Consider the following 22,728-nt stretch of genomic DNA (forward strand, 5'->3'; position numbering starts at 1 on the left):
TAAGGAGGAGTACTGATTATGGGAAAAGTAATAGGAATTGACCTGGGAACAACGAATTCCTGCGTGGCCGTCATGGAGGGCGGGGACCCCGTTGTCATCACCAACCAGGAAGGGAACCGGACAACGCCGTCCGTGGTGGCCTTTACCGACACCAATGAACGTCTCGTGGGGCAAATCGCCCGGCGGCAGGCCATCACAAACCCCGAAAATACGGTGTACGCCATCAAACGACTCATCGGCAGGAAATTCTCGTCGAAAGAAGTGCAGTATGACATTACCATCAGCCCCTTCAAAATCACCGAAGCGAGCAACGGAGACGCCCAGTTGACGGTACGGGGGAAGAATTACAGCCCGGCGGAAATGTCATCCATGGTGCTGACGAAAATGAAGCAGACCGCCGAGGACTACCTGGGAGAAAAGGTCACCGACGCCGTCATTACGGTACCGGCTTATTTCAATGACTCCCAGCGACAGGCGACGAAGGACGCCGGCAAGATAGCAGGCCTCAATGTGCTTCGGATCATAAACGAGCCCACCGCGGCCTCTCTCGCCTACGGACTGGACAAGAAAAAAGACGAAAAGATCGCCGTTTTCGACTTGGGCGGCGGCACCTTCGATATTTCGATTCTCGAACTCGGCGACGGCGTCTTCGAGGTAAAGTCCACCAACGGCGACACGCACCTGGGAGGCGAGGACTTCGACCAGCGACTCATCGATTATATAGCCGACGAGTTCAAGAAGGACCAGGGCATTGACCTCAAGAAGGATAAAATGGCCCTTCAGCGTATCAAGGAAGCGGCGGAAAAGGCCAAGATGGAACTTTCATCGTCTATCGAAACGGATATCAATCTGCCCTTCATCACGGCCGACGCGTCGGGCCCGAAGCATCTGAACATGAAAATCAGCAGGGCGAAACTTGAAATGCTCGTGGCGGATCTCGTGGACCGCGTCGATGGACCCTGCAGAACGGCCCTGAAAGACGCGGGCATCTCCGCCAAGGAAATCGATGAGGTCATTCTTGTGGGCGGCATGACCCGGATGCCCAAAGTTCAACAGAAGGTCAAGGAGATCTTCGGCAAGGAACCCCACCGTGGAGTCAATCCTGACGAGGTCGTGGCCGTAGGCGCGGCGATCCAGGCAGGGGTACTCTCGGGGGATGTGAAGGACGTCCTCCTGCTGGATGTAACGCCTCTGTCACTGGGTATTGAAACCCTGGGTGGCGTTATGACCAAACTTATTGAAAAGAACACCACCATACCTACGAAGAAGAGCCAGGTATTCTCCACGGCCGCCGACAACCAGCCGGCCGTGAGCATTCACGTTCTCCAGGGTGAACGGCCCATGGCCGCCGATAACAGGACCCTGGGCAGGTTCGAACTGACGGGTATTCCCCCGGCACCCCGCGGAATACCACAGATCGAGGTAGCCTTTGACATTGACGCTAACGGAATCGTGCACGTTTCAGCCAAGGATCTCGGCACCGGCAAGGAACAGAGCATCAAGATAACCTCGTCGAGCGGGCTGACTGAAGAGGAAATCGAAAAGCTGGTGAAAGACGCCGAGGCCCATGCCGAAGAAGACCGGAAGAAAAAGGAGCTTATCGAGGCGAGAAACCAGGCGGATGCCCTTATCTACAGCGTCGAGAAGAATCTCAAGGACATGGGAGACCAAGTCGATGGGTCTGACAGGACCCGCATCGAGACGGCCATCGAGACACTGAAAAAATCCCTGGAAAAGGACGATCTCGACGCTATTAACGCCGCCCAGGAAGAGCTGACCCAGGCTTCTCACAAGCTTGCCGAAGCCATGTACGCGAAGGCTTCGGCGAAAGCCCAGACCGGCGGTCCCGAAGCGTCTGCCGGAGGCGGCCCGCAGCAGGAATCGGCCAGGACCGATGACGATGTCGTCGATGCCGATTTCGAAGAGGTGAAATAACCGGCGTAAAGGCCACGGATTGACAAGAGCGGACGGCCCGATCTCCGTGGACGGGGCCGCAGGACATCAAAAAACCCGGGAGTGCCGCCGCGCTTTCGGGTTTTTTGGGGGTTTTTGTCGACTTTGGCTGCCGCTTTGTGTAAAATGTCAGTTTTACAGGGGCGTACGGCGTACCTCACAGTACCCCTCATTCCTCAGCACGTACGCGCCGTGCTTCGAGGAACATTTTATAAAACCGTTCGCTATCGGATGTTTTTCGACTTTTTTCAAGGTCCTCAATGAGAATCCATGCCTTCAGGCTGCCGGTCATCCTGGGACTCTTAATCGCCCTCTTGAACGGCATAGTCGCCGGGGCGACGGATGCGGCACAGCCGCGTCCGCGAAGCAGTCCGTCGAGGTGAGGTTCCTGCAGAACGAACACTACATCGACGGCATAGAAAGGCAGTAAGTGCCGATGTACATGAGGTCTGTCCGCATATCCCCGAGCCTGCTCGCGGTGCTGTTGCTCACGGGCTTTCTCACATCCTGCGCCCTGCTGCCCGTTGCCCGGCCGCCCTCACCTCCTCCCCCCGTACGGGCTGAAATCCCTTTTGAACAGGTCCCTTCCGGGTTTCAGCGGGCCACCAGGGAAGCGGACGACGCTTTCAGGGAGGGTCGGCTCAATGAAGCCCTGGACCTCTTTGGCCGGCTTCTGGACCGGAACCCCCCGGACATCGTCGTCTCCTGGAGTCATTTCAGGATGGGCGAGATTCTGGAATCACTGGACCGCCTGCCCGAGTCCGTTCAGCTTCTCGAGTCGGCCGGAAGGTACTTCAAAGGCCGGCCCCACGAGACGGACGTTCTCGTTGTACTGGCCCGGGTATACGGAAAACACGGAATGAATGAGCGGGCGATGACCATTCTTGACGACCTTCTGTCGCGGGAAACGGAACCCCGCAACGTGACGGAGATCACCCGGCTCATGGCTGATATCTTCTGGAATGAAAACAGGTGGTCCGAAGCTTTTGAAACCTATGTCGCCCTGCTGAAGCGGCATCCGGGCCCGGCCGAATCCACCCTGGCCCGAACAAGGATCGAAGCCATCATTGAAGACCGCTTCGAGCAGGCCCGGCTGCAACAGTGGGCGGACCTCCCCGGACGGGAGTATCCTTCCGGTTACGCCCTCTTCCGCCTTGCCCGGCTCTATGATGAAACGGGCCGGCCCCACCGGGCGGACGCTCTCCTCAAGGAGTTCCTGGAACACTATCCACGACACCCCCTGGTGGAGGACGCACGGGCGCTCCGTCGTTCCCTGGCTGAACGGATGAAAGTCGACTATTACACCATCGGATGCATCCTCCCGCTGACGGGACGCTTCGCTCCCTTCGGGACCAGGATTCTTGACGCGGTAATCCTGGCGACGGGAATTTTCGACCCGGACCGGAGAACTCCCATACGCCTGCTCATCAGGGATTCCGGCGGTGATCCCGCCCGGACGCGGCAGGCGGTGGAAGACCTGGCCGTCACGGAAGGAGTCGTCGCCGTCATAGGTCCTCTGGAGAGCTCTCCCGCCGTCGCGGCAGCCCGGGAAGCCCAGCGGCTCGGGATTCCTATTATAACGCTGACACAGAAGGACGGCGTCGCCGACACAGGCGATTACGTGTTCAGAAATTTTCTGACCACGGGGTTGCAGATCGAGGCGCTGGTGACGTACTCCATGAACAATCTGGGCGTCAGTCGCTTTGCCATCCTCTACCCCGATGATTCCTACGGCCGGGAGATGATGCTCCGTTTCTGGTACTGCGTGGCGGAAAAGGGGGGAACCGTCGGAGGCATCGAACCCTATGAAAACGAGCAGACTGATTTCAGCGACCCCATCAGACGCCTTGTCCGTTCAGAACGGCGGAAAGGTGGTGATCAGCCCCCCCGAGTTGATTTTGATGCCCTCTTTGTTCCCGATTCATCCCTCAAGGCCCGGCTGATCGCGCCCCAGCTGGCATTCCATGATGTCATCGGCGTGCGCCTGTTGGGCATGAGCGAATGGAACGTACCGGAACTGCTCCAGGGCGAAACGGATTATCTTGAAGGAAGCATCTTTGTAGATGCATTGTTCCGTGAAAGCCATTCTTTCGAAGTAATCGATTTTCTGGACCGTTTTTACGCGGCCTACGGGCGGGAAGCCGATGGAATCGAGGCACTTGCCTACGACTCGACGAATATGATCGCAGACGCCCTGCTGAACCACGGCGTCCGGTCCAGGCAGGAACTCAGGGACTGGTTGCTCGGCATGGGTACGTACGCCGGCGTTACCGGAGAAACATCCTTTTCAAAAAACGGTGACGCTGTGAAAACCATCTACATTCTGATGATCCAGGACGGCCGGATCGTACAGATTCAATAGCGGGATCGGGGCTGTCCCACGGTTACGACCGAAAACACCCCCGGGAGGAACCATGAGAATTCTTTTAACCAATGACGACGGCGTTTATGCCGAAGGCCTCAGTACGCTCTGCAGAGAATTGTCCGACATTGGAGATTGCCTGATCGTTGCCCCTGAAACGGAGCAAAGCGCCGTGGGACATGCCATTACCATATACCGACCGCTCATGGTCAGGCGGGCCAGGAAGGGCGGTTCCTTTCTCGGATATGCCATCAGGGGAACTCCGGCGGACTGCGTCAAGATAGGTGTGAAGGAACTGTCCGACAATCCCGTCGACCTCGTCATTTCGGGCATTAACGTGGGCGCCAATGTGGGGATTAACGTCCTGTATTCAGGTACCGTATCGGCCGCCACGGAGGCAGCCGTCTTGGGAATCCCTTCGATCGCCGTCTCGCTCGACACGCGGGACCACCACGCCGATTTTTCCACAGCAGCCCGATTCATGAAAAAACTGGTCCCCCTGGTAATGGAGAAACCGTTCTTGAAGAAGGTCACCCTGAACGTGAACGTACCGAATCTTCCGTGGGACCGGATCAAGGGTGTCGCCGTGACACGGCAGGGTGCCGCCCGGCTGGTGGAGGAGTTTGAACGCCGTCTCGATCCTCGATCGAACATATATTACTGGCTGGCGGGAGAGACACTGCTTCCCGAAACCGACGAAATGGAGTCGGATGCCTGCGCGGTGCGGCAGGGATTCATATCTATAACACCCATTCATTTCGATCTGACCCGGCACAATGCCATGGCAGGCGTTCGCGAGGCCATGGAAGATCTGGTCTTTCCATGACGCCGGGGTTCACGTCGAAACCTGCTCTCTTCTCCTGTTACTCTCCAGGCTTTCGGTCTGAGCGGCGGCGCCTCGGCGGTTCCACTGTTTTCACGCCCGCCTTGATCATTTCAATAATTTTTTCATCGGCCATGAAGTGCGTGTTGATTATCAGGTCGTAATGAACGGGGTCATCAATGTCAACTTCGAAGTACTTGCGGATATAGGCCTGCTGCTCAGCCTCCTTTTTGGCTATCATCCGCTGTGCCGCGTCAATGGATGAGATCTCGACGTCTTTTGACAGATGCACCATCCGGACTCCCATGGGCGCCACAAACCGGATTCTCGTGGTTTTCTCCGGCGGCAGTATGAGGTTTGCGCCCCGACCCATGATAATGGCCCCGCCCTGTTCGGCGATGGCCCCGATAACCTTGGTCAGGTGCGTAATATAGGTATCGGGCAGGAGATACCGTGTGGACTTGAGGACTTGTATCCAGTTGTCGAGAACGCCTCTGGTCTTTTCATCGAGCGTGGCAACGACTTTCTCGCTCATCTTGACGCTTTTGGCCACGGCGTGGATGATTTCGTTGTCGAAAACATCAAGCTCCAGTTCGGCCGCAAGCCTCTCCATCAGTTTTTCCATCGGAATTCCCGGTTGCCGGGATACGGTTATGACCGGCTTTTTGGGAGTTGCTTTGGTTTTCCTTCGATCGCTCTGCTTCTGCCACCTGAGAACCTGCTCCTCGAGAATGCTTTCCAGTCGTGCGCTTTTTGAGAGTTTCGTAGCCATGGCCTCTCCTTCCCGGGTTGTCTTCGAATGGTGCCTGTTGTCATTTCAGCCCCTGACGATCGAGACTGATAAGATGAGAATAACACTACTACGGCATGCCGTCCCGCGCAATGGATTTAACGCGCCTTTCGTGCCGGGAACATTCACGTAGCCGACACACCTACCAAAGCCCGGCCGCTCTGTCAAGGAAGAAGGCCCTGTGACGCCGCCGACAGGGACCGAAGCGGCCCCATCTCACGGCGCCTTTTCAAAAAGATGCTCCGGGAGTTCCTCGATTGTTCCCAGGCCCGTCGTTGTAACGGTCTTCCTGTCCGCGGGCCTCATCACTGAAACGCTCCTCGGAAGGATACAGCGGCTGAACCCCATTCTTCCCGCCTCCCGTACCCGTTCGGCAACCTGGCCCACTCCCCTGATTTCCCCGGTAAGGCCTACCTCCCCGAAAACGATGGTTCGAGGTTCCAGGGGACGCTTGAGATAACTCGAGAGGAGGGACGAAACGACGGCCAGATCAACGGCAGGCTCCGTGACTTTGACGCCCCCCGCGACGTTGATGAAAATGTCGTACCCGACCAGCCGGAAACCACAGACCCGGTCGAGGACAGCCGCCAGCAGGGACACCCGGTTGTGGTCAACGCCGATGGTGGTCCTGCGGGGAATGCCGAAGCTGTTTTCGCTTACCAGGGACTGGACCTCCAGGAGAATCGGCCTGGTTCCCTCCATGCACGCCGTTACAGCCGACCCCGCGGCGCCTTCGGGCCGTTCGGAAAGAAACAGCGCCGAGGGGTTGGCAACTTCCAGGAGCCCCTCTTCCCGCATCTCGAAGACGCCGATCTCGTTGGTGGGGCCGAAGCGGTTCTTCACGGCCCGGATAATACGAAAGGCCTGTCCCGAGTCTCCTTCAAAATACAGGACCGTGTCCACCATGTGTTCAAGTACCCTCGGCCCCGCTATGGCACCGTCCTTGGTCACGTGTCCCACCAGGAAGAGCGGTATCCCCGTTGTCTTCGATCGGACTATCAGTTTTTCAGACGTCTCTCGCACCTGGCTCACGCTGCCCGGCGCCGAGTAACAGGCATGGGAATGCATGGTCTGTATGGAATCGATAACCACGACGGTGGGCTGTACCGCGTCGATCTGCCTGAGAATCGCTTCGAGAGACACCTCCACCAGGATCATGAGATTGGGTGACAGAGCGCCCACGCGGGATCCCCTCATCCGTATCTGATGCGAGGACTCTTCTCCCGATATGTAGAGGACCCTGCACCCGGTGGAGGCGGCGATGTTCTGCAGTACCTGCAGGAGGAGCGTTGATTTTCCTATTCCGGGATCACCGCCGATGAGAACCGCCGACCCCTTCACCAGCCCCCCACCCAGAACACGGTCGAATTCATCGATCCCGGTAGCGAGCCGGTCCATCCCGTCGGCTTCGATGGCGTCAATGGAAATCGGCGTGGATCCGAACGCCCGCGCCAATGCTCCCTCACCGCCGTCTCCCCGCGATTCCTCTTCTTCAAAGAAGCGGTTCCACACGCCACAGGATGGACATTTGCCCAGCCATTTCGGGGATTGGTGACCACAGTCCCGGCAGTAAAACACTGTTTTCACATTCTTCATGTCGTGATTTCCTTTAATGGGGTGGACGGTGTCGGTTGTGACGGAATCGGACTGAACACACTATAGGGTGATTCCGGGACGCCGTCAATTCAAAACACCACCCCCCGGCGGGACTTCAACGGCCGGTCCTATAAAAGAACTTGACAGGCAAAAAACAAGGTTGTAGTTTTCACTTTTTTCAGATATAGAAAGTTGTTTTTTAAGGGGGCCCATAGCTCAATTGGAAGAGCCACCGGCTCATAACCGGTAGGTCCCTGGTTCGAACCCAGGTGGGCCCACCATTTAACTAACCGCGGGAATCGTGTAATGGAAGAAAGAAGGACGACGGTCACAGGAAGCGAATGCTCCGCTTCATATGGCTGAAAAATGCACCAGTTTCTGGTGCATTTTTTTATGGCGCCGTCAGTGGAAAAGGGGGATGTCAGTTGAAAGAGCAAATTACTTTATTGATTGAGCTCCAGAGAATCGAATCGGATCTTGCCGGCCTGGAAGTTCGAAAGCACGAACTTCCACGGAAGCGGGAGTTACTTGAGGAGAATCTCGCGGCCCATGAAAACCGTCTGAAATCAGCCCGGGAACGGCTGGAGTCGCTACGCGGCGACCATCGAGCCAGAGAAACGGATCTCGCCGCGGGAGCACAGCGGATCAAGAAGGCAAAAAGCCGGCTGCTCGAGGTTAAAACAAACAAGGAATATGAAGCGACCTTGAAAGAAATAGACTCCATCACCGACGCGAACGGCATGATAGAAGACGTCATTATCGGTCTCCTGGATGAAATAGACAGGACGGTCGGCATCGTGGCCGAAGAGACTGCCGACCTGGAAGAGCGGCGGAACATCTTCCGGCGGGAAACGAAACAGATCGATGGGGAACTCGGCTCCATAGATTCACGCTTCGAGGACAAGAACCGTGAACAGAACGAGCTTCGGTCCCGGATAGCGTCGCCCTTTATAAAGAAATTCGATCTCATCAGGGGCCGCAGGAACGGAAGGGTCGTTGTAGCCGTAAGAAACGAAGTGTGCGACGGGTGTCACATGAATATACCGCCCCAGATGTTCAATGATCTCATCAAATCGGAAGAACTCATGCTCTGCCCCCACTGCTCCCGCATTATATACTGCGAGGACCCGCAGCCGGAACGCTGAGGCAGGGCGTGACGAACCCGTTAAACGTCGGGAAACGCCCGACAGAAGAAGACCGTTCTTCCGTTGAACCGGCACCCGTTAACTGCTATACTACATTTCGTATCAGAGCAGATCGGGTGATCGCTGGTCCGCGTGGCGGGCCGGAGGAAAGTCCGAGCTCCGCAGGGCGGGATGGTCGCTAACGGCGACTGGGGGCGACCCTAAGGAAAGTGCCACAGAAAATATACCGCCTCGAGGGGAGGCTTCAAGCCTCTGCCGGGGTAAGGGTGAAAAGGTGAGGTAAGAGCTCACCAGTTTCCCGGGTGACCGGGAAAGCTTGGTAAACCCCATCCGGAGCAAGACCAAATAGGAGAGCGTTTGAGGGCGGCCCGTCCGAAGCTCTCGGGTAGTGTCGCTCGAGGCGGCGGGCAACCGCTGTCCCAGATGAATGATCACCGCCCCTGCGGCGAAACGCGGCGGGGGAACAGAACTCGGCTTACAGATCCGCTCTGATACAGCATTTCTCTTGCATCATCCTGCAGAACAAACCGGCCTTCGTGATCACGGCCCGTCAACCGGAACGGTTCCCCGGGGAACTTGACAAGTGAAGAAGAGTGATTAGTTTGTACTATACAAAGAGAAAAAGCATTTAAATAACAATACCAACACATTGCATTCTGCAAACGGGCCGCGCATCGACGTGGAAAGCTTGCCGGCCTACGGTCGTGACCCGGCAGTGCAGACGGAGAAAGGAGGCGGTACCATGACTATTCGAGATCTTGTAACGTGGGGGAGAGGACGGTTCGGTGTGCCCGCTCGACGAGAGGACGAAAATCCCGTCACGAGCCTGCAAAGGAACATAAATGACATGTTCGATTCATTTTTCGCTGATTTCCCCAGGTTTCCAGGCCATGGCATGGACGAGTGGCGGGGCCGGTTCGCTCCCAGCATCGATGTGAAGGAAGAGGACAAGGAAATCGAAATTACTGCTGAACTTCCCGGAATGGATGAAAACGACATCGATGTCTCCATAACACATGAGGCTCTTGTCATCAAAGGAGAAAAGAAAGAAGAAAAGGAAGAGGAAGGAAAGGGCTACCGGCACAGCGAGCGGCGATACGGTTCGTTTCAGCGGGTAATACCTTTGCCCGAATCCATTGACAGGGACAAGGCGGAAGCGTCGTTTAAAAAAGGCGTCCTGTCCATCCGCATCCCCAAGACGGGTGAGGCGGAAACGGCAGGCAAAAAGATATCCATCAAAACCGAGTGACGGCGGCTGGTCCATTTCGGAACAGCCCATGAGAAGACAATCACCCCGGAGGCATCCCGGCCTCCGGGGTTGTTCGTTCATATCGCCACGGAAGAGGAAATGGAACCGGCGTGGAGGATTTCTCTTGCCTTTTCCTGTTCTTCCGCTAAAAATGCACCACACTGACCGGGAAGGCACCTGTCCTGGAACACCCCCCTGGAGAGTACCGTGACGAGGACAAAAAACACGCGGACACAGTATCCCTCATCGGAACGTGGAAGAAACAGCGGCCTGGTTCCCTACGAACTCTTTTGCGCGGAAGGCCGCGACCTGTCCCGGCTCCTCCTGAAATACCCGGAAACACAGGAAACCCTTCGCAGCCTGTCGAACCAGGATTATTTCCGCCTTGTAAAAAAGGCGGACCGGGACAGCCTCTCCCTGCTCGCCCTCGGATCGGAGGCGCAGTGGTCGTATCTCCTTGATATAGATCTGTGGGACAAAGACCGGTTCGACAGGGATCGCCTGACGCTCTGGATTGAACGCTTCGGTGACGCCGACCCGGAACGGTTCGTGGAATGGCTGTTCCGCGACGGCCTCGGCCTGGCCTGCCTGTATTTTTCTGAGGTGCTGGACGTTCTGATCCTTACCCCCGACGATGAGGACGTGGAAATCCCCGACGGGTTTTTCACCTTTGACGGCATCGTGTACCTGCGTCCGCGGAGCGAGGAATCCCGGGCCCCGCTTCGGGCCATCCTTGACACAATGGCCCAGGCGGACATCAACCTGTTTACCTGGATCATCACGAGCTCAGGCGGACTGATAACGGCGGAGACCGAGGAGGAGCTATACCGGCTCAGGAACGCCCGGCTTGCCGATGAGGGATTTCTCCCCTTCGAGGAAGCACTTGAACTGTACGTCCCTCTTGATCCGGCTTCCCTCGAGAACTGGAGCGGTCCGGGTGCCATAGACGTATCCGATAGCGACAATGATAAGGAAAATACCGCTATTCCGGGCCTCCCTCTCGCCCAGGCCGGCCCGGCACCCCTGTTCCTGGCGGCACTTGATCGTGTGGCAGCCGGGCCGGACATGGACCGTCTCCGCCTTGAATTTGCCGGTCTGTGCAACCAGATCCTCTCGGCAGAGGGAACCTGGGGCCGGGAACTGGATGAGATGACGGCCGCGGCCGTAAAATCGGGCGGGTACATCAACCTGGCCCTCGATGCCCTCGCGGGTGACAGTCCTGAAGCGGCCGAAAAAACGATCCGGTCCCACCACCTCCATGCTCTCTTTCGCGTCGGGTTCGGCATGGTGGCGGAGGTTGCCCGCAGTGCACGGGAATGGCTTCGAGAAAGCTGGTTTCACCGGGAAGGCCTGCCCCTGTCATTCTGGGGGGAGAACAGCGGACATCTGCTGAAGGGACTGCTGTCGCAAAGGCCCGTGTACTATTCCGGTCCGGAAGGGTACCGTGACTTCTCGAGCAATCAGGATCTGGAATCCTGCCGCTCGGACCTTGAACATCTGGCCGTTCTGGATGAACTGGCAGGCCGTCTCGACGGGCGTCACCCCCCGGACCGGAACCTGCTCCATTCCCCGGGCATGAACGTTCAGACCCTTCTGATCACCTTCTTCGCCCGAAAGCTTACGGGTACCGCGGGCGACTCGTACGGAATCCCGCTGGATGAAGCCAGAAAATTTCTTGATCGTATCCGTCAGGGGGAACCCGGAACTCCCTATGCCTTGCCCTGTTACGAGACGTCTTTTGTGTCTGAATTCGAGGACATGTCGTCCCGGGGAGAGGCGGGGAACCCGATCCTGCGGAAGGCCCTTGCCGCGATCTGGAAGGAGTTCCAGGAGGAGTACGCTCACGTCGAATCGACAAACCTGGAGGAACGCTACGCGAAGTATTTTATCATCCTGTAGGAATCGTCCGCGCCGGCGCACCCGGGCGGGTCAGGGCATGCCGGCGACTTCTCTTCAGGAGACCTTCAGCTTTTTCTCTGTTTCGAGAATGTCGACGGTTGTTTTTATGATCGTGTCGGCGTTGAGGGAGATGCTGTCAATGCCGCACTCCACCAGGAACCGGGCAAACTCGGGATAGTCACTCGGGGCCTGACCGCAGATGCCGATTTTTTTGCCCATTGCCCTGGCCTTCGCGATGGCGATTCTGATAAGATCCAGAACCGCCTCGTTGCGTTCATCGAATATGTGGGCCACCAGGAAGGAATCCCGGTCCAACCCCAGGGTCAGTTGGGTCAAGTCATTGGATCCGATGGAGAATCCGTCGAATATCTTGCCGAATTCTTCGATGAGAATGACGTTGCTTGGAATCTCCACCATCACGTAGAATTCCAGCCCGTTTTCTCCCTGTTTGAGGCCGTTTCGGCTCATGACCTCGATCACCCGTTTGCCCTCCTCCACGGTCCGGCAGAAGGGGATCATGAGTTTAACGTTGGAAAGGCCCATCTCATCGCGCACTTTCTTCATGGCCTTGCATTCAAGGGCAAAACCTTCCCGGTAGCGATCGTCATAGTAGCGTGAGGCCCCCCGGAAACCGATCATGGGATTTTCCTCATCGGCTTCGAAAAAACTGCCCCCCAGGAGATTCGCGTATTCGTTGCTCTTGAAATCGCTCATCCGGACGATAACGTCGTTGGGGAAATAGGCGGCGGCGATCTTGGCAACGCCCTGGGCGAGTCTGTCAACGAAGAAGTCACTCTTTGTTTCGTAGCCCCTGGTGAGGGTTTCGATGTGTCTGCGTACCTTCGCGTCTGTCACCTTGTCGAAATCGATGAGCGCCATAGGATGAATCTGGATATTGCTGATGATGAACTCGAGCCTCGCCAGGCCCACGCCGTCATTGGGAATGGAAGCATAGTTGAAGGCCATGTCGGGGTTGCCGATGTTGAGCATTATCTTTGTTTTCGGGCGCTTCAGTTCCTCGAGACTGATCCGCTCGATGTTGTACTTGAGGATGCCCTCGTAGACTTTACCGACTTCACCCTCGGCGCAGGAGACGGTCACCTCTTTGACTCCCTCCAGTCTTTCCGTCCCGTTGGAGGTCCCTACGATACAGGGAACGCCCAACTCGCGGCTCACGATGGCGGCGTGACAGGTACGGCCTCCTTTGTTCGTGACGATGGCGGCAGCGATCTTCATGATGGGCTCCCAGTCCGGGTCGGTCATGTCGGTGACAAGAACTTGGCCTTCCTTGAAGTTGCTGATTTCACTCACATTGTGGATTACATTCGCGGGACCGGCACCGATCCTGGCACCGACGGCGGTACCCGTTACAAGGGGTGGTTTTGTCTCAAGCAGCTCATAGGTCTCAAGTACGTTGGCGTCTTTCTGGGACTGCACCGTTTCCGGTCTCGCCTGGAGGATGAAGAGTTCCCCCGTAGTGCCGTCCTTGCCCCACTCGATGTCCATGGGCTTGAAGTAGCCCGCCTGGCGGGAGTAGTGGTCTTCGATGATGACGGTCCACTCCGCCAGCCTCATGATCTCGTCTTCGGTAATACAGAACCGTCTGCGGTCGGCGGGCGGCACGGGGACGGTCTCCGTGGACTGGCCTTCGTTCTTCCCATAGACCATTTTGAGTTCCTTGGTGCCGAGCTTTTTCTGAAGGATGGGTCTGTACCCCTCCTTCAAGGTCGGTTTGAAAACATAGAACTCGTCGGGATTGACTGTTCCCTGCACGACGGTTTCACCCAGCCCCCAGGATCCGGTGATAAGAATGGCATCCTTGAAACCCGATTCGGTGTCGATGGAAAAGATGACGCCCGATGACCCGATATCGGACCGGACCATCTTTTGAACACCGATGGACAGGGCCACGGACATATGGTCAAAATTCTTGTCGACACGGTAGGATATTGCCCGGTTGGTAAATAGTGAGGCAAAGCATTTTTTGCAGGCATCGATGACGGCGTCTGCCCCCCGTATGTTCAAGAAGGTTTCCTGCTGACCGGCGAAGCTCGCGTCGGGCAGGTCCTCTGCTGTGGCAGAGCTGCGGACGGCCACATCGGTGTCCTTGCCGTATTCATCGCAGAGCTTCCGGTAGGCCTCCCTGATCGCGTCGGCCAGGTCCTCAGGAAGGGGGGCGTTATAAATAAGAGAACGTATTTTTGAGCCCCTTCTGACCAGACTCTGGAGATCATGGGTATCCAGATCGGCAAGCTGCGCTTCAATCTTTTTCACAATTCCGGCTGATTCGAGAAGATACCGATAGGCGTGGGCCGTTACGGCAAAGCCGTCGGGAATGCTCACTCCCCTGGGGGCAAGTTCACGTCTCATCTCGCCGAGAGAAGCATTTTTCCCACCGACCTGGGGTATATCGTCAAGCCGGACATCATCAAACCATATGACCAACCTGTCATCTTCCATGGAGAACCTCCTCGTATGGTTTGTCCAAAAATTGCAGACCTACCAGCATTACCCTGCTAAGTCAACCTGAAATCCGGAACCGCGAAGGGCCCTGAACAGGGTCGTCAGAGCCCCCGGGGGAAACGGGAACGCATTATCCTCTCTGCCTCCGCAAGCTGTTCCGGAGTGTTGATGCCCATGGCTTCACGGTAATCCTCCAGGATCAGGGCCCGGACCTCCAGGTTCCGCCTCGCGGCCGTTTCGACGATGTCGGTGAGGTAGTATTCCCGCTGAACATTGTCGGTTCCTATGAAGTTCAAGGCCTGGAACAGAAAAGAACGTTCAACGCAGTATATGCCCGTGTTTATTTCCCGAACCTCTTTCTCCTTCTCCCCGGCATCCCGCTCCTCTACAATTTTGAGTACCCGCCCGGTATCATCCCTCATGACCCGGCCGTACCCCGTCGCATCGGGAAGAAGAGCCGTCAGCACGGTCACATGAGCGCCGCTCTCCCGGTGGTACTCCACGAGGCCCTTCACCGTCTGCGGAAGAAGCAGCGGCACATCTCCGCAGAGGATCAGAATGGTTCCGCTGAAACGATCCAGTTCGGTCTGTGCCTGGAGAACGGCGTGAGCCGTTCCACGCTGTTCCCGCTGCCGGGCGAAACTGACCGGTTCGCCGCTGACGGCGGCCCTGACAGCCTCAGCCTGGTGGCCGATGACCAGGACAATCTTTTCAGCCCCCAGTTCCCGGGCCAATCGCAGGGGAAAGAGCACCATGGGCTTCCCGCAGAGAGGGTGAAGCACCTTGGCCGTCTCCGAATTCATGCGTGTGCCCTTGCCGGCGGCAAGAATAACGGCCGCGAGCCCCCCCTCATTCCGCCGCTTCGTCATGGATATGGCTGCTCCTTTTTCACAGGCCCGGCTTCGGCGGGCACAACGATGAGAATTTTTCTGATCGACCTGGCGTCAGCCTCCTCTATAACAAAAAGGGCTTCGCCCATTTTAAAGGATTCCCTGCGTTTCGGAATCCTCCCCATGACAGCCAGAAGGAAGCCGCCCAGCGTTTCGTAGTCCCCTTCGGGAATGATCAGGGGAAGCTGTTCCTGCAAATAGTCCGTCTTGATCAAACCGTCAACCAGATACCGGCCACGCCCCACCGTCCGTATGTACTGATCCCTGTCGGTCTGAACACTGTCGTTGATGTCACCGACGATTTCCTCGTGAATATCTTCAGGGGTCACGATGCCGACGGCACCGCCATACTCATCGACCACCACAGCCATGTGTTCACTGTGTTCCTGCAACTCAAAAAAGAGTTCATCGGCCCGTTTTGTTTCCGGAACAAACAGTATCTGCCGCCGGATGGTGACATTTTCCACTGAATCCTCGCCCACCAAAGGCGTTTCGGGGCTCTTTCCCGACAGCTCGCCCATGAGATCGAAGACGTCGATGATGCCGATGATGTTGAAGGCTTCCTTATCGTACACGGGTATGCGGGAGTAGTTTCGCTCCTCAATGACGCGGGCCGCTTCTCCCAGCGTGGTTTGCAGGGATACCACGGCGACGTTTGACAGAGGGACCATGATCTCCTCGGCAGTGTACCCGAAAAAATCAAGGACTTTCTGAATCATATCCCGCTCCGTTGGGGTGATGTCTGTTGACTCCGTTTCCGCCTTGAGGAGCGACTCGAGCCCGGACCGGGTGATGTAGTGCGAATACTTCAGCCCTGTCTTTTCTGAAATGACGTACAGAACGCCCCGTGATATTCCGGCGAGGACGAGCACTACGGGATAGAAAAGCCAGGATGCGAACCAGATAAACCAGGCGATTCGCGGCGCCACGGTATCGGCATGATGCTGGAAGAGGCTTTTCGGCAGTATCTCCCCGAGGACCAGGAGCGTGAGAACCATGACGAAGCTCGCCGTAAGGGCGCCTTTTTCGGGTCCCCACAAGGTTATGAAGAGGCTGGTGACGATGGCCGTGTTGCTCACCTGGCAGAGGGCCGTTCCCGTGAGCGTGGTCGCTAAAAACCGTTCAGGCCGTTCGAGAAGCCCCAGGGCAACCCGGGCAGAGGATGAACCCGACGCAGCCTTCTGTCTGATGCGATAGTTGTCACAGGATATAAGGGCAATTTCACCGCCGGAGAACAGTCCCTCCAGAACAATCAAGGCCAGGAAAAAGATGAGGAAAGGAAGGCCCGCGCCCGCGAGATCAGCTATCATGGCTATTCCCTTCTTCGTTCACCGTGACGGTGAGCCAGGATATCCTGGTCTGGCTGATGGTATCGGCAGTGAAGGTGAAGTTCTTGAAAGAAACCTCCTCTCCCGCCGCGGGGAGCTGGCCGAAAAGGTGAAGCACAAAGCCGCCTACCGTATCGAAGTCCTCCGTCGGAAGTTCCGATCCCATGAGTTCGTTAAAATCCTCGATCATCAACATGCCCGAAAGCCCGAATGTCCGGTCATCGATGGGGTGAAACATCTTTTCACGCAGCGCCCGTTCCCGGTCGATGTTCCCGAAGAGGCTGTTGAGCACGTCCGTCAAGGTCACCAGCCCGGAAACGCCGCCGTATTCATCGACTACGACGGCCATCTGGATCTTCCTGGCCCTGAAGTCCGACAGCATGCTGTGGGCCGGCCGTTCTTCGGGGACGAAGTAGGGCTTTCTGGCAAGCCACCTGACATTGAAGCTTTTCCCTTTCATCCGCCGGAGCAGAAAATTCCTGGTGTACAGGATCCCCAGGATGTCGTCCCTGTCAGTGCCGTAGAGGGGTATACGGGTGTGCCGCTGCGCCAGGATTGCCTCCTCCATCGTATCGACGTTCATCGTTACGGGCAGACAGAACATGTCCACCCGGGGCGTCATGATATCGGCGACGCTTGTCTCCGCCAGTTCGAAAACCCGATGGATGAGTTCCTTTTCCGCCTCATCGATGGCGCCTTCTCTGTGGCCGGCATCGACGAGGGTCTTGAAATCCTCTTCCATGACTGTCGGAGACCTGCCAAGGGTTTCCCCCGATGAAAACCGGACCAGGACATCGGAAAACTTTTCAAGAAACCAGACGACGGGAAAAACGACTTTTGACAGCAGCGTCAGGGGAAGGACCACTGCCGCGGCGGTCCTGCGGGGATAGGTGAGGGCCAGGGTCTTTGGGATCGTCTCGCAGAATGTCATGATGACCGCCGTGGCCCCTGCGATGGCCACCCAGGTTCCTTTCGACCCCACCAGAAGAATCGACAGCGACGTGGCAATGGACGCAATGATGATATTGGCCGACTCGTTGCAGACCATGATGGTAACCAGGAGCCTGCGGGGCCGCTCAAGGATCCTCTCGACGAATCCCGTGAAGGGAAGCCCGTCTTCTTTCATCTTGTGAAGGTGAAGATGTGTCAGAGAAAAGAAAGAGGCCTCGGATCCCGACAGAAGAGCCGACGTGCCGATGAGGGCAAACAATAATACAAGATTGAGTGTTACCGGGTAGTCCAATTATCTGGCGGAGCCCCTTCAGCATCTCAATAATGATGAACGCATGATAGTGCAAAGGATAACCTGATTGACCGGCAAAGTCAACGAAACCCACTCATCCCGGATACCCCGTGATTTCCCGTATCTTCCGGTAAAAGGGCCTCAGCTGCCGGTACATTTTTTTATACACCTGGGCGTAGAGCTGGTCGTAAAGCCTGTGGTTCTGCAGGTTCGGTTCGTAGACCTCGCCGGTGTGGGTCATTTCCCTGATGGCCGTCTCGAAATCGCGATGGATGCCGATGCCCACGGCGGCGTTTATGGCGGCACCCAGGCCCGACGTTTCGTAGATGCTTGCCTTGGCGGTAGGCAGCCCGAAGATGTCCGCCGTGGTCTGCATGGCGTTCCGGCTGCGCGAACCGCCGCCGGAGACGCGGAGGGCCGTTATGGGGATCCGCGTCTTCTTTTCTATCCGCTCCTTACCTTCCCTCAACGCGTAAGCCAGTCCCTCCAGGATCGCCCGGTAGAGATGCCCCCGGGTGTGGACATCTCCGAAACCTATGACGGCACCCTTGGCTTCCGGTCCCGGAAGTTTCAGGCCCGGCGACCAGTAGGGTTGAAGCATGAGACCCATGGAACCCGGAGGAATATGGTCAACCAGACGGTCAAGAAGGACTTCCGCTTCCACATCCATGTCGGCCGCCTCGGCCAGCTCCGGATACCCGAATTCCTTCTTGAACCAGCTGACCATCCAGAACCCCCGGTATATCTGTATTTCCATAGTGTGGTGCGCGGGAATCGCCGAGGGATAGGCTGGAAGGAAGGGAATCGCTTCCATGTAGTTCCTGTTCGTCACGTTGATGGTAGCCGTGGTCCCGTAACTGAGACAGCCCACGGAGGGCTCGAGACTCCCGCAGCCGATCACTTCGCAGGCCTTGTCGGCGGCGGCGGCGATCAGGGGAATACCCCCGGGGATACCCGTTGCTTCGGCCGCTTCGCGGGTTATGATGCCCAGCGTTTCACTCTGGGGAACCAGGTCGGGAAGAAGGGACGGATCCATGGGCAGAACCCGCCACTTCCAGTCCCAGGACGGCGCCCATCGAAGATTTTTGTAGTCAAAGGGAATGTAACCCACCTGGCACCCGATTGAGTCGACAAAGGTACCGGTCAGACGAAAGGTCAGGTATCCTGAAAGCAGAAGGTATTTATGGGTCCGTTTCCATATGTCGGGCTGATAGGTCATGATCCAGTTCGCCTCGGCCTGGCTCTGGAAATAGGCGATGGTATCGGACATGCCGATGATCGAGAAGACGAGTCCCCAGAGGCCTCCCACGGGACGCATCTGCTCCGTTCTGCGCTGGTCCAGCCAGTGAATGAACGGGCGAAGCGGCATGCCCCGGCGGTCGACGGGAATGACGGTGCCCCTCTGGGTGGTCAGGGAGACGGCGGCCACACGGTTCTTGTCGATACCGCTCTTGTCCCAGAGCCCCCTGCAGCCCCTGCACAGGGCCTTCCAGTATACCTCGGGGTCCTGCTCCGCCCAGGCGGGCTGGGGCGACACATAGGGAGGATCGAAAGGGACAGACTCCATGGCCGCTATGCCCCCCGAGGAATCGAAGAGAATGGCCTTCAGGCTCTGGGTGCCGTTGTCTATGGCTAGCAGCAGGTCTTTGCCGTTCATCGTCCTCCTCACAACCGGAAGCGCTGTCGCGCCCTCCGGACCGTTTTTTTCAGGATTCCCTCTTTCTCCGCCGATGGAAGGGGTTTTCTTCCCGGGAGGCCGTAGGAGCGTTCCAGGATGTCACGGTAGCGGTTCCGTTCTTCCCGCCAGCGTTTTCCGCTCCATGGAAGAACGGGGCCGCAGCGGCGCTGAACCTCGTCGAGGAGTCCCATTCCTCCGTCGATCAGAAGAAGTCCCAGGCGGACACGCCGCAGGAGCAAGTCATCCAGGTGTTTCACCCCCTCACGGCGTGCCCCCTCGATTACCTCGGCCCAGAGTGTCGGCGTACCGCCGACGGACTTTACATCATCCGGTGAGGCCTCAGCGGTCATAAGCAAAGCCCTTTTCCCATATCGTCCGGCGAGCCGCTTCCAGGTCTCCTCCGGCAGATCAGGACCGACCGCCGCCCGGTCCGGGGGCGGCTCGAAAACCGGAACATCACGGTCAGGAGTCGTGCCTTCCGGCAGGTATTCAAAGACCTCGTTCAACGTGTCCCAGGCAATCCTTCGAAAGGTGGTCAGCTTTCCCCCCGTCACCGTTATCAGCCCCCGGTCCTTCCAGATAACATGGTCGCGGCTTTCCTCCGATGGGGCGCGGTTTCCCTCGGATACGACGGGTCTGACGCCGGCGAATGTCGCGATCCCCCGGTCCAGGCCGAGGGCCAGCGACGGAAAACAATCGATCAGTCCCTGCCTGAGGTAGGACACTTCTTCCGGCGATATGGCGGGCTCTTCGTTGAAACCGGCTTCGTGATCCAGATCGGTGGTACCCACAAGAACGACCCCCTCCCAGGGGATGACGAAAATCGGGCGACGATCCGCGGGATGCGCGAAGGTGACGGCCTGGGCTATGGGAAGGACCCAGGATGGATAGACGATATGGCTTCCCCTGAGCGGGCGGAGATGACGCTTTGCGTCCGGCGTGGTGTGCAACGTGCCGGCCCACCAGCCCGTGGCGTTGACAACCACCCTCCCGGCCAGTTCCCGGGACCGGCCGTCTTCTCCTTCCACGGCCACCCCCCGGACCCGTCCCCGCACATCACGGAGAATGTGCCTGACGGCGGTGTAGTTTGCCGCCCAGGCCCCGTCGTCCAGGGCCTCGTTCACCAGACGGAGTACCAGACGGGCATCATCCACCCGGGCGTCATGGAAACTGAACCCCCCCGTGAGACCGTCACGTCGGATGTGGGGCATCCGGGCCAGAAAGGCCGCACTTTGCAGAAAACGATGCCGCTTCCCCGCTCCCATGAGATCATACAGTGTCAGCCCCGCGGACAGAATCGTCTTTCCCGGATGTCCCCGCTTGTAGACCGGTATCAGGAAACCGAGAGGATCCACAAGACCCGGCGCCTCGAGAAGAAGACGCCGGCGCTCCTCCACGGAGGCCCTGGTCAGAGAAAACCGGCCTTCACGAAGATAGCGGAGTCCGCCGTGGACGAGCTTCGACGACCTGCTCGACGTGCCCCAGGCAAAATCGAACTGTTCCAGGAGAATGGCTCTCAGCCCCAGGCGGACCGTCTCGCGGAGGATGCCCGCTCCGGTGATGCCGCCGCCGGCTATGATGACATCCCAATCCCGGGGAATGTCGTCGATGTCGGGGTTCAGCCGTTTCAGCCGAGTTTCGGGAGATCGCGCGATCATGTCATCACAACAGTTTCGTCGTATTCATGCGCCCGTCGGGATCCATGGACGAAAACGCCGCCGCCGTGATATCCATCCCCAGGCGTCCCTTTTCACCTTCCAGCCAGGGCTTGTGGTCAAGACCTACACCGTGCTGGTGACTTATGGTTCCTCCGCAGGCCACGATGGCCCCGGCGGCAGCTTCTTTCACCCGCCTCCAGCGTTCCAGGGTTTCTTCCGGTGTCGGGGCGAGGCGGAACAGAGCGGTGGTGTATACGTTGGACCCCGTGGAATAGGGGCTCGACAGGTGTGAAAAAACCAGCAGTCTCTCGTTCCATGGAACGAGGCTTTCCGAAAGGGCCGTTTCAAGCGCCACCATCAGTTCTGTTACGCTTTTCCAGGGCGCGGCCGTTTCGATCGTTTCCACAGCATATCCGGCGCTCCAGAGTGAATTTCTGAGATAGGGGATTCTGAATCTGGTTCTCTTCCAGGCCCTGCCCATGACCTTTCCCAGAAAGAAAGCCTTTTCTTTTTTCAGCACCGATTCCGTCGCCCGGCGGGCCGCGGCGACGCGACGGGCCGTACCGGTAAAACCCACGAGGCACATGCAACCCTCTCCCCGGCCGATGCCCCGGACTCGCAGCAGCCGTCTCAACAAAGCCGTCGACCGATCCTGCCCGGAAAGGGCCAGGTTAACCTCTGTTTCAAGGGCATTGCTGAGGCGCACAATGGACAGCGGAAACGGCTCGGAGAAAAGACTCCTGATGCCCTCCACAGCCCGGTCCCAGGAGGGAAAGAACAGGCCCACGATGTCGTCGCGCTCCGGTAACGGCGATATCCTGAGGACAGCCTCGGTGATTATCCCCATCCGCCCCTCGGAACCGAGGAGCAGATGTCGCAGATCGGGACCGGCGGCCGACGCCGGATAGGGCTTGATGGTCAGGACCCCGCCGGGTCCTGTGACGGTCCCGCCCATGAAGAGTTCGTCAATCCTCCCGTAGCGTGTGGAGTATTGGCCGCTGGATCGCGTTGCCAACCATCCGCCCAGGGAGGAGTACTCGAAGGATTGGGGATAGTGTCCGAGGGTGAACCCCCGGGACTGGAGATGGGCCTCCAGGTCGGGGCCCATGATTCCTGTCTCGAAACCGGCGAGCAGGCTGTAAGGATCGAAATGAATGAACCGGTTGAGACGTTTCAGGGATACGGTGAGCACCGGTCTCCCTGTGTCCGGCACCGTGAGATGGCCCAGCACGCTGGTCCCGCCTCCATAGGGAATGACCGTCGCTTTCTGGTAGGTGGAAAAATCAAGAAGTTCCTGAATCTCTTCCTGATCGGCGGGAAAGGCGACTCCATCGGGGAAACGGTCCAGCGTGCCTCCTCTTAAAGAAATCCAGTCGGGAAGGCTTTGTCCGTGGGCGTGATCGAGGCGGCTTTCCGGATCGGTCGCGACAAGGGCATGTTCCGACAACTTGCTTTTCGGGACCCGCTCAAGCAATGACCGGCGGGAACAGTCCTCCCACGGGGTTCCCTTCCCCAGTACCTCTTCGAGGAGGTTTCTCCCCGGTTCCGCCAGTTCCATGGTAATCGACGGGTCACCCCAACCATTCCATCGTCGCATATGGTTCCTCACCAGCGTGTTCAGGCGGGCCTTTCCGTTCCCCTGTGACACGGC

The 22,728-nt window shown here is 57.8% G+C and carries 15 protein-coding genes, 1 tRNA gene and 1 other RNA gene; 8 read left to right on the top strand and 9 right to left on the bottom strand.

The window, feature by feature from the left end; all coding sequences use genetic code 11:
• Window positions 1-18: 18 nt before the first annotated feature.
• The 3 genes from dnaK to surE all read left to right on the top strand — a co-directional run bounded on the left by dnaK (window position 19) and on the right by surE (window position 5,141).
• Complete coding sequence (gene dnaK / locus M0Q23_03880; GenBank protein MCK9527783.1) at window positions 19-1,935, top strand: molecular chaperone DnaK; 1,917 nt, start codon at window positions 19-21, stop codon at window positions 1,933-1,935.
• 454 nt (window positions 1,936-2,389) lie between these two features.
• Window positions 2,390-4,315, top strand: coding sequence for a penicillin-binding protein activator (locus tag M0Q23_03885; GenBank protein ID MCK9527784.1), 1,926 nt, complete (start codon window positions 2,390-2,392; stop codon window positions 4,313-4,315).
• 52 nt (window positions 4,316-4,367) lie between these two features.
• Window positions 4,368-5,141, top strand: a complete 774-nt coding sequence (gene surE / locus M0Q23_03890) for a 5'/3'-nucleotidase SurE (GenBank protein ID MCK9527785.1) — start codon at window positions 4,368-4,370, stop codon at window positions 5,139-5,141.
• Window positions 5,142-5,178: 37 nt separating this feature from the next.
• On the opposite strand, the gene M0Q23_03895 is transcribed toward surE, so the two are convergent.
• Together M0Q23_03895 and radA are read right to left on the bottom strand one after the other, a co-directional pair.
• Window positions 5,179-5,910, bottom strand: a complete 732-nt coding sequence (locus M0Q23_03895) for a cytidylate kinase-like family protein (protein MCK9527786.1) — start codon at window positions 5,908-5,910, stop codon at window positions 5,179-5,181.
• A 234-nt stretch (window positions 5,911-6,144) separates the two neighbouring features.
• The gene (gene radA, locus M0Q23_03900; protein MCK9527787.1) at window positions 6,145-7,524 is read right to left on the bottom strand and encodes a DNA repair protein RadA; all 1,380 of its coding nucleotides are present in this window, start codon (window positions 7,522-7,524) and stop codon (window positions 6,145-6,147) included.
• Window positions 7,525-7,729: 205 nt separating this feature from the next.
• On the opposite strand from radA, the gene M0Q23_03905 reads away from it, so the two are divergent.
• The 5 genes from M0Q23_03905 (at window position 7,730) to M0Q23_03925 (ending at window position 11,817) form a co-directional block, all read left to right on the top strand.
• Window positions 7,730-7,805 (top strand) — tRNA-Ile (locus tag M0Q23_03905).
• A 144-nt stretch (window positions 7,806-7,949) separates the two neighbouring features.
• Window positions 7,950-8,669 carry a C4-type zinc ribbon domain-containing protein gene (locus tag M0Q23_03910; protein MCK9527788.1) on the top strand — a complete coding sequence of 240 codons (720 nt, stop codon included), beginning with the start codon at window positions 7,950-7,952 and terminating at the stop codon, window positions 8,667-8,669.
• A 104-nt stretch (window positions 8,670-8,773) separates the two neighbouring features.
• An RNA gene (rnpB, locus tag M0Q23_03915) (RNase P RNA component class A) lies at window positions 8,774-9,163 on the top strand.
• A 248-nt stretch (window positions 9,164-9,411) separates the two neighbouring features.
• Window positions 9,412-9,918: an Hsp20/alpha crystallin family protein gene (locus M0Q23_03920; protein MCK9527789.1), complete on the top strand. Its 507-nt coding sequence runs from the start codon at window positions 9,412-9,414 to the stop codon at window positions 9,916-9,918.
• Between the two features lie 207 nt (window positions 9,919-10,125).
• Complete coding sequence (locus M0Q23_03925; protein ID MCK9527790.1) at window positions 10,126-11,817, top strand: DUF6178 family protein; 1,692 nt, start codon at window positions 10,126-10,128, stop codon at window positions 11,815-11,817.
• A 54-nt stretch (window positions 11,818-11,871) separates the two neighbouring features.
• Here the strand turns inward: M0Q23_03925 and ppsA are convergent, their stop codons facing one another.
• From ppsA to M0Q23_03960, 7 genes are all read right to left on the bottom strand, one after another.
• The gene (ppsA, locus tag M0Q23_03930; GenBank protein MCK9527791.1) at window positions 11,872-14,277 is read right to left on the bottom strand and encodes a phosphoenolpyruvate synthase; all 2,406 of its coding nucleotides are present in this window, start codon (window positions 14,275-14,277) and stop codon (window positions 11,872-11,874) included.
• Window positions 14,278-14,381: 104 nt separating this feature from the next.
• Complete coding sequence (locus M0Q23_03935; protein MCK9527792.1) at window positions 14,382-15,149, bottom strand: NTP transferase domain-containing protein; 768 nt, start codon at window positions 15,147-15,149, stop codon at window positions 14,382-14,384.
• A complete protein-coding gene (locus tag M0Q23_03940) occupies window positions 15,146-16,480 on the bottom strand; it encodes a hemolysin family protein (GenBank protein MCK9527793.1) in 1,335 nt (444 codons plus the stop codon). The genes M0Q23_03935 and M0Q23_03940 overlap by 4 nt, the downstream gene beginning before the upstream one ends.
• Window positions 16,470-17,741: a hemolysin family protein gene (locus tag M0Q23_03945; GenBank protein MCK9527794.1), complete on the bottom strand. Its 1,272-nt coding sequence runs from the start codon at window positions 17,739-17,741 to the stop codon at window positions 16,470-16,472. The genes M0Q23_03940 and M0Q23_03945 overlap by 11 nt, the downstream gene beginning before the upstream one ends.
• A gap of 94 nt (window positions 17,742-17,835) precedes the next feature.
• Window positions 17,836-19,398: an FGGY-family carbohydrate kinase gene (locus M0Q23_03950; GenBank protein ID MCK9527795.1), complete on the bottom strand. Its 1,563-nt coding sequence runs from the start codon at window positions 19,396-19,398 to the stop codon at window positions 17,836-17,838.
• Between the two features lie 8 nt (window positions 19,399-19,406).
• Window positions 19,407-21,077, bottom strand: coding sequence for a glycerol-3-phosphate dehydrogenase/oxidase (locus M0Q23_03955; GenBank protein MCK9527796.1), 1,671 nt, complete (start codon window positions 21,075-21,077; stop codon window positions 19,407-19,409).
• Window positions 21,078-21,081: 4 nt separating this feature from the next.
• Window positions 21,082-22,674 (bottom strand): FAD-binding oxidoreductase, encoded by a 1,593-nt coding sequence (locus M0Q23_03960; protein MCK9527797.1) that lies wholly within the window; start codon window positions 22,672-22,674, stop codon window positions 21,082-21,084.
• Between the last annotated feature and the right edge of the window lie 54 nt (window positions 22,675-22,728).

The organism is Syntrophales bacterium, from assembly GCA_023228425.1.
Lineage (GTDB): Bacteria > Desulfobacterota > Syntrophia > Syntrophales > UBA2210 > MLS-D.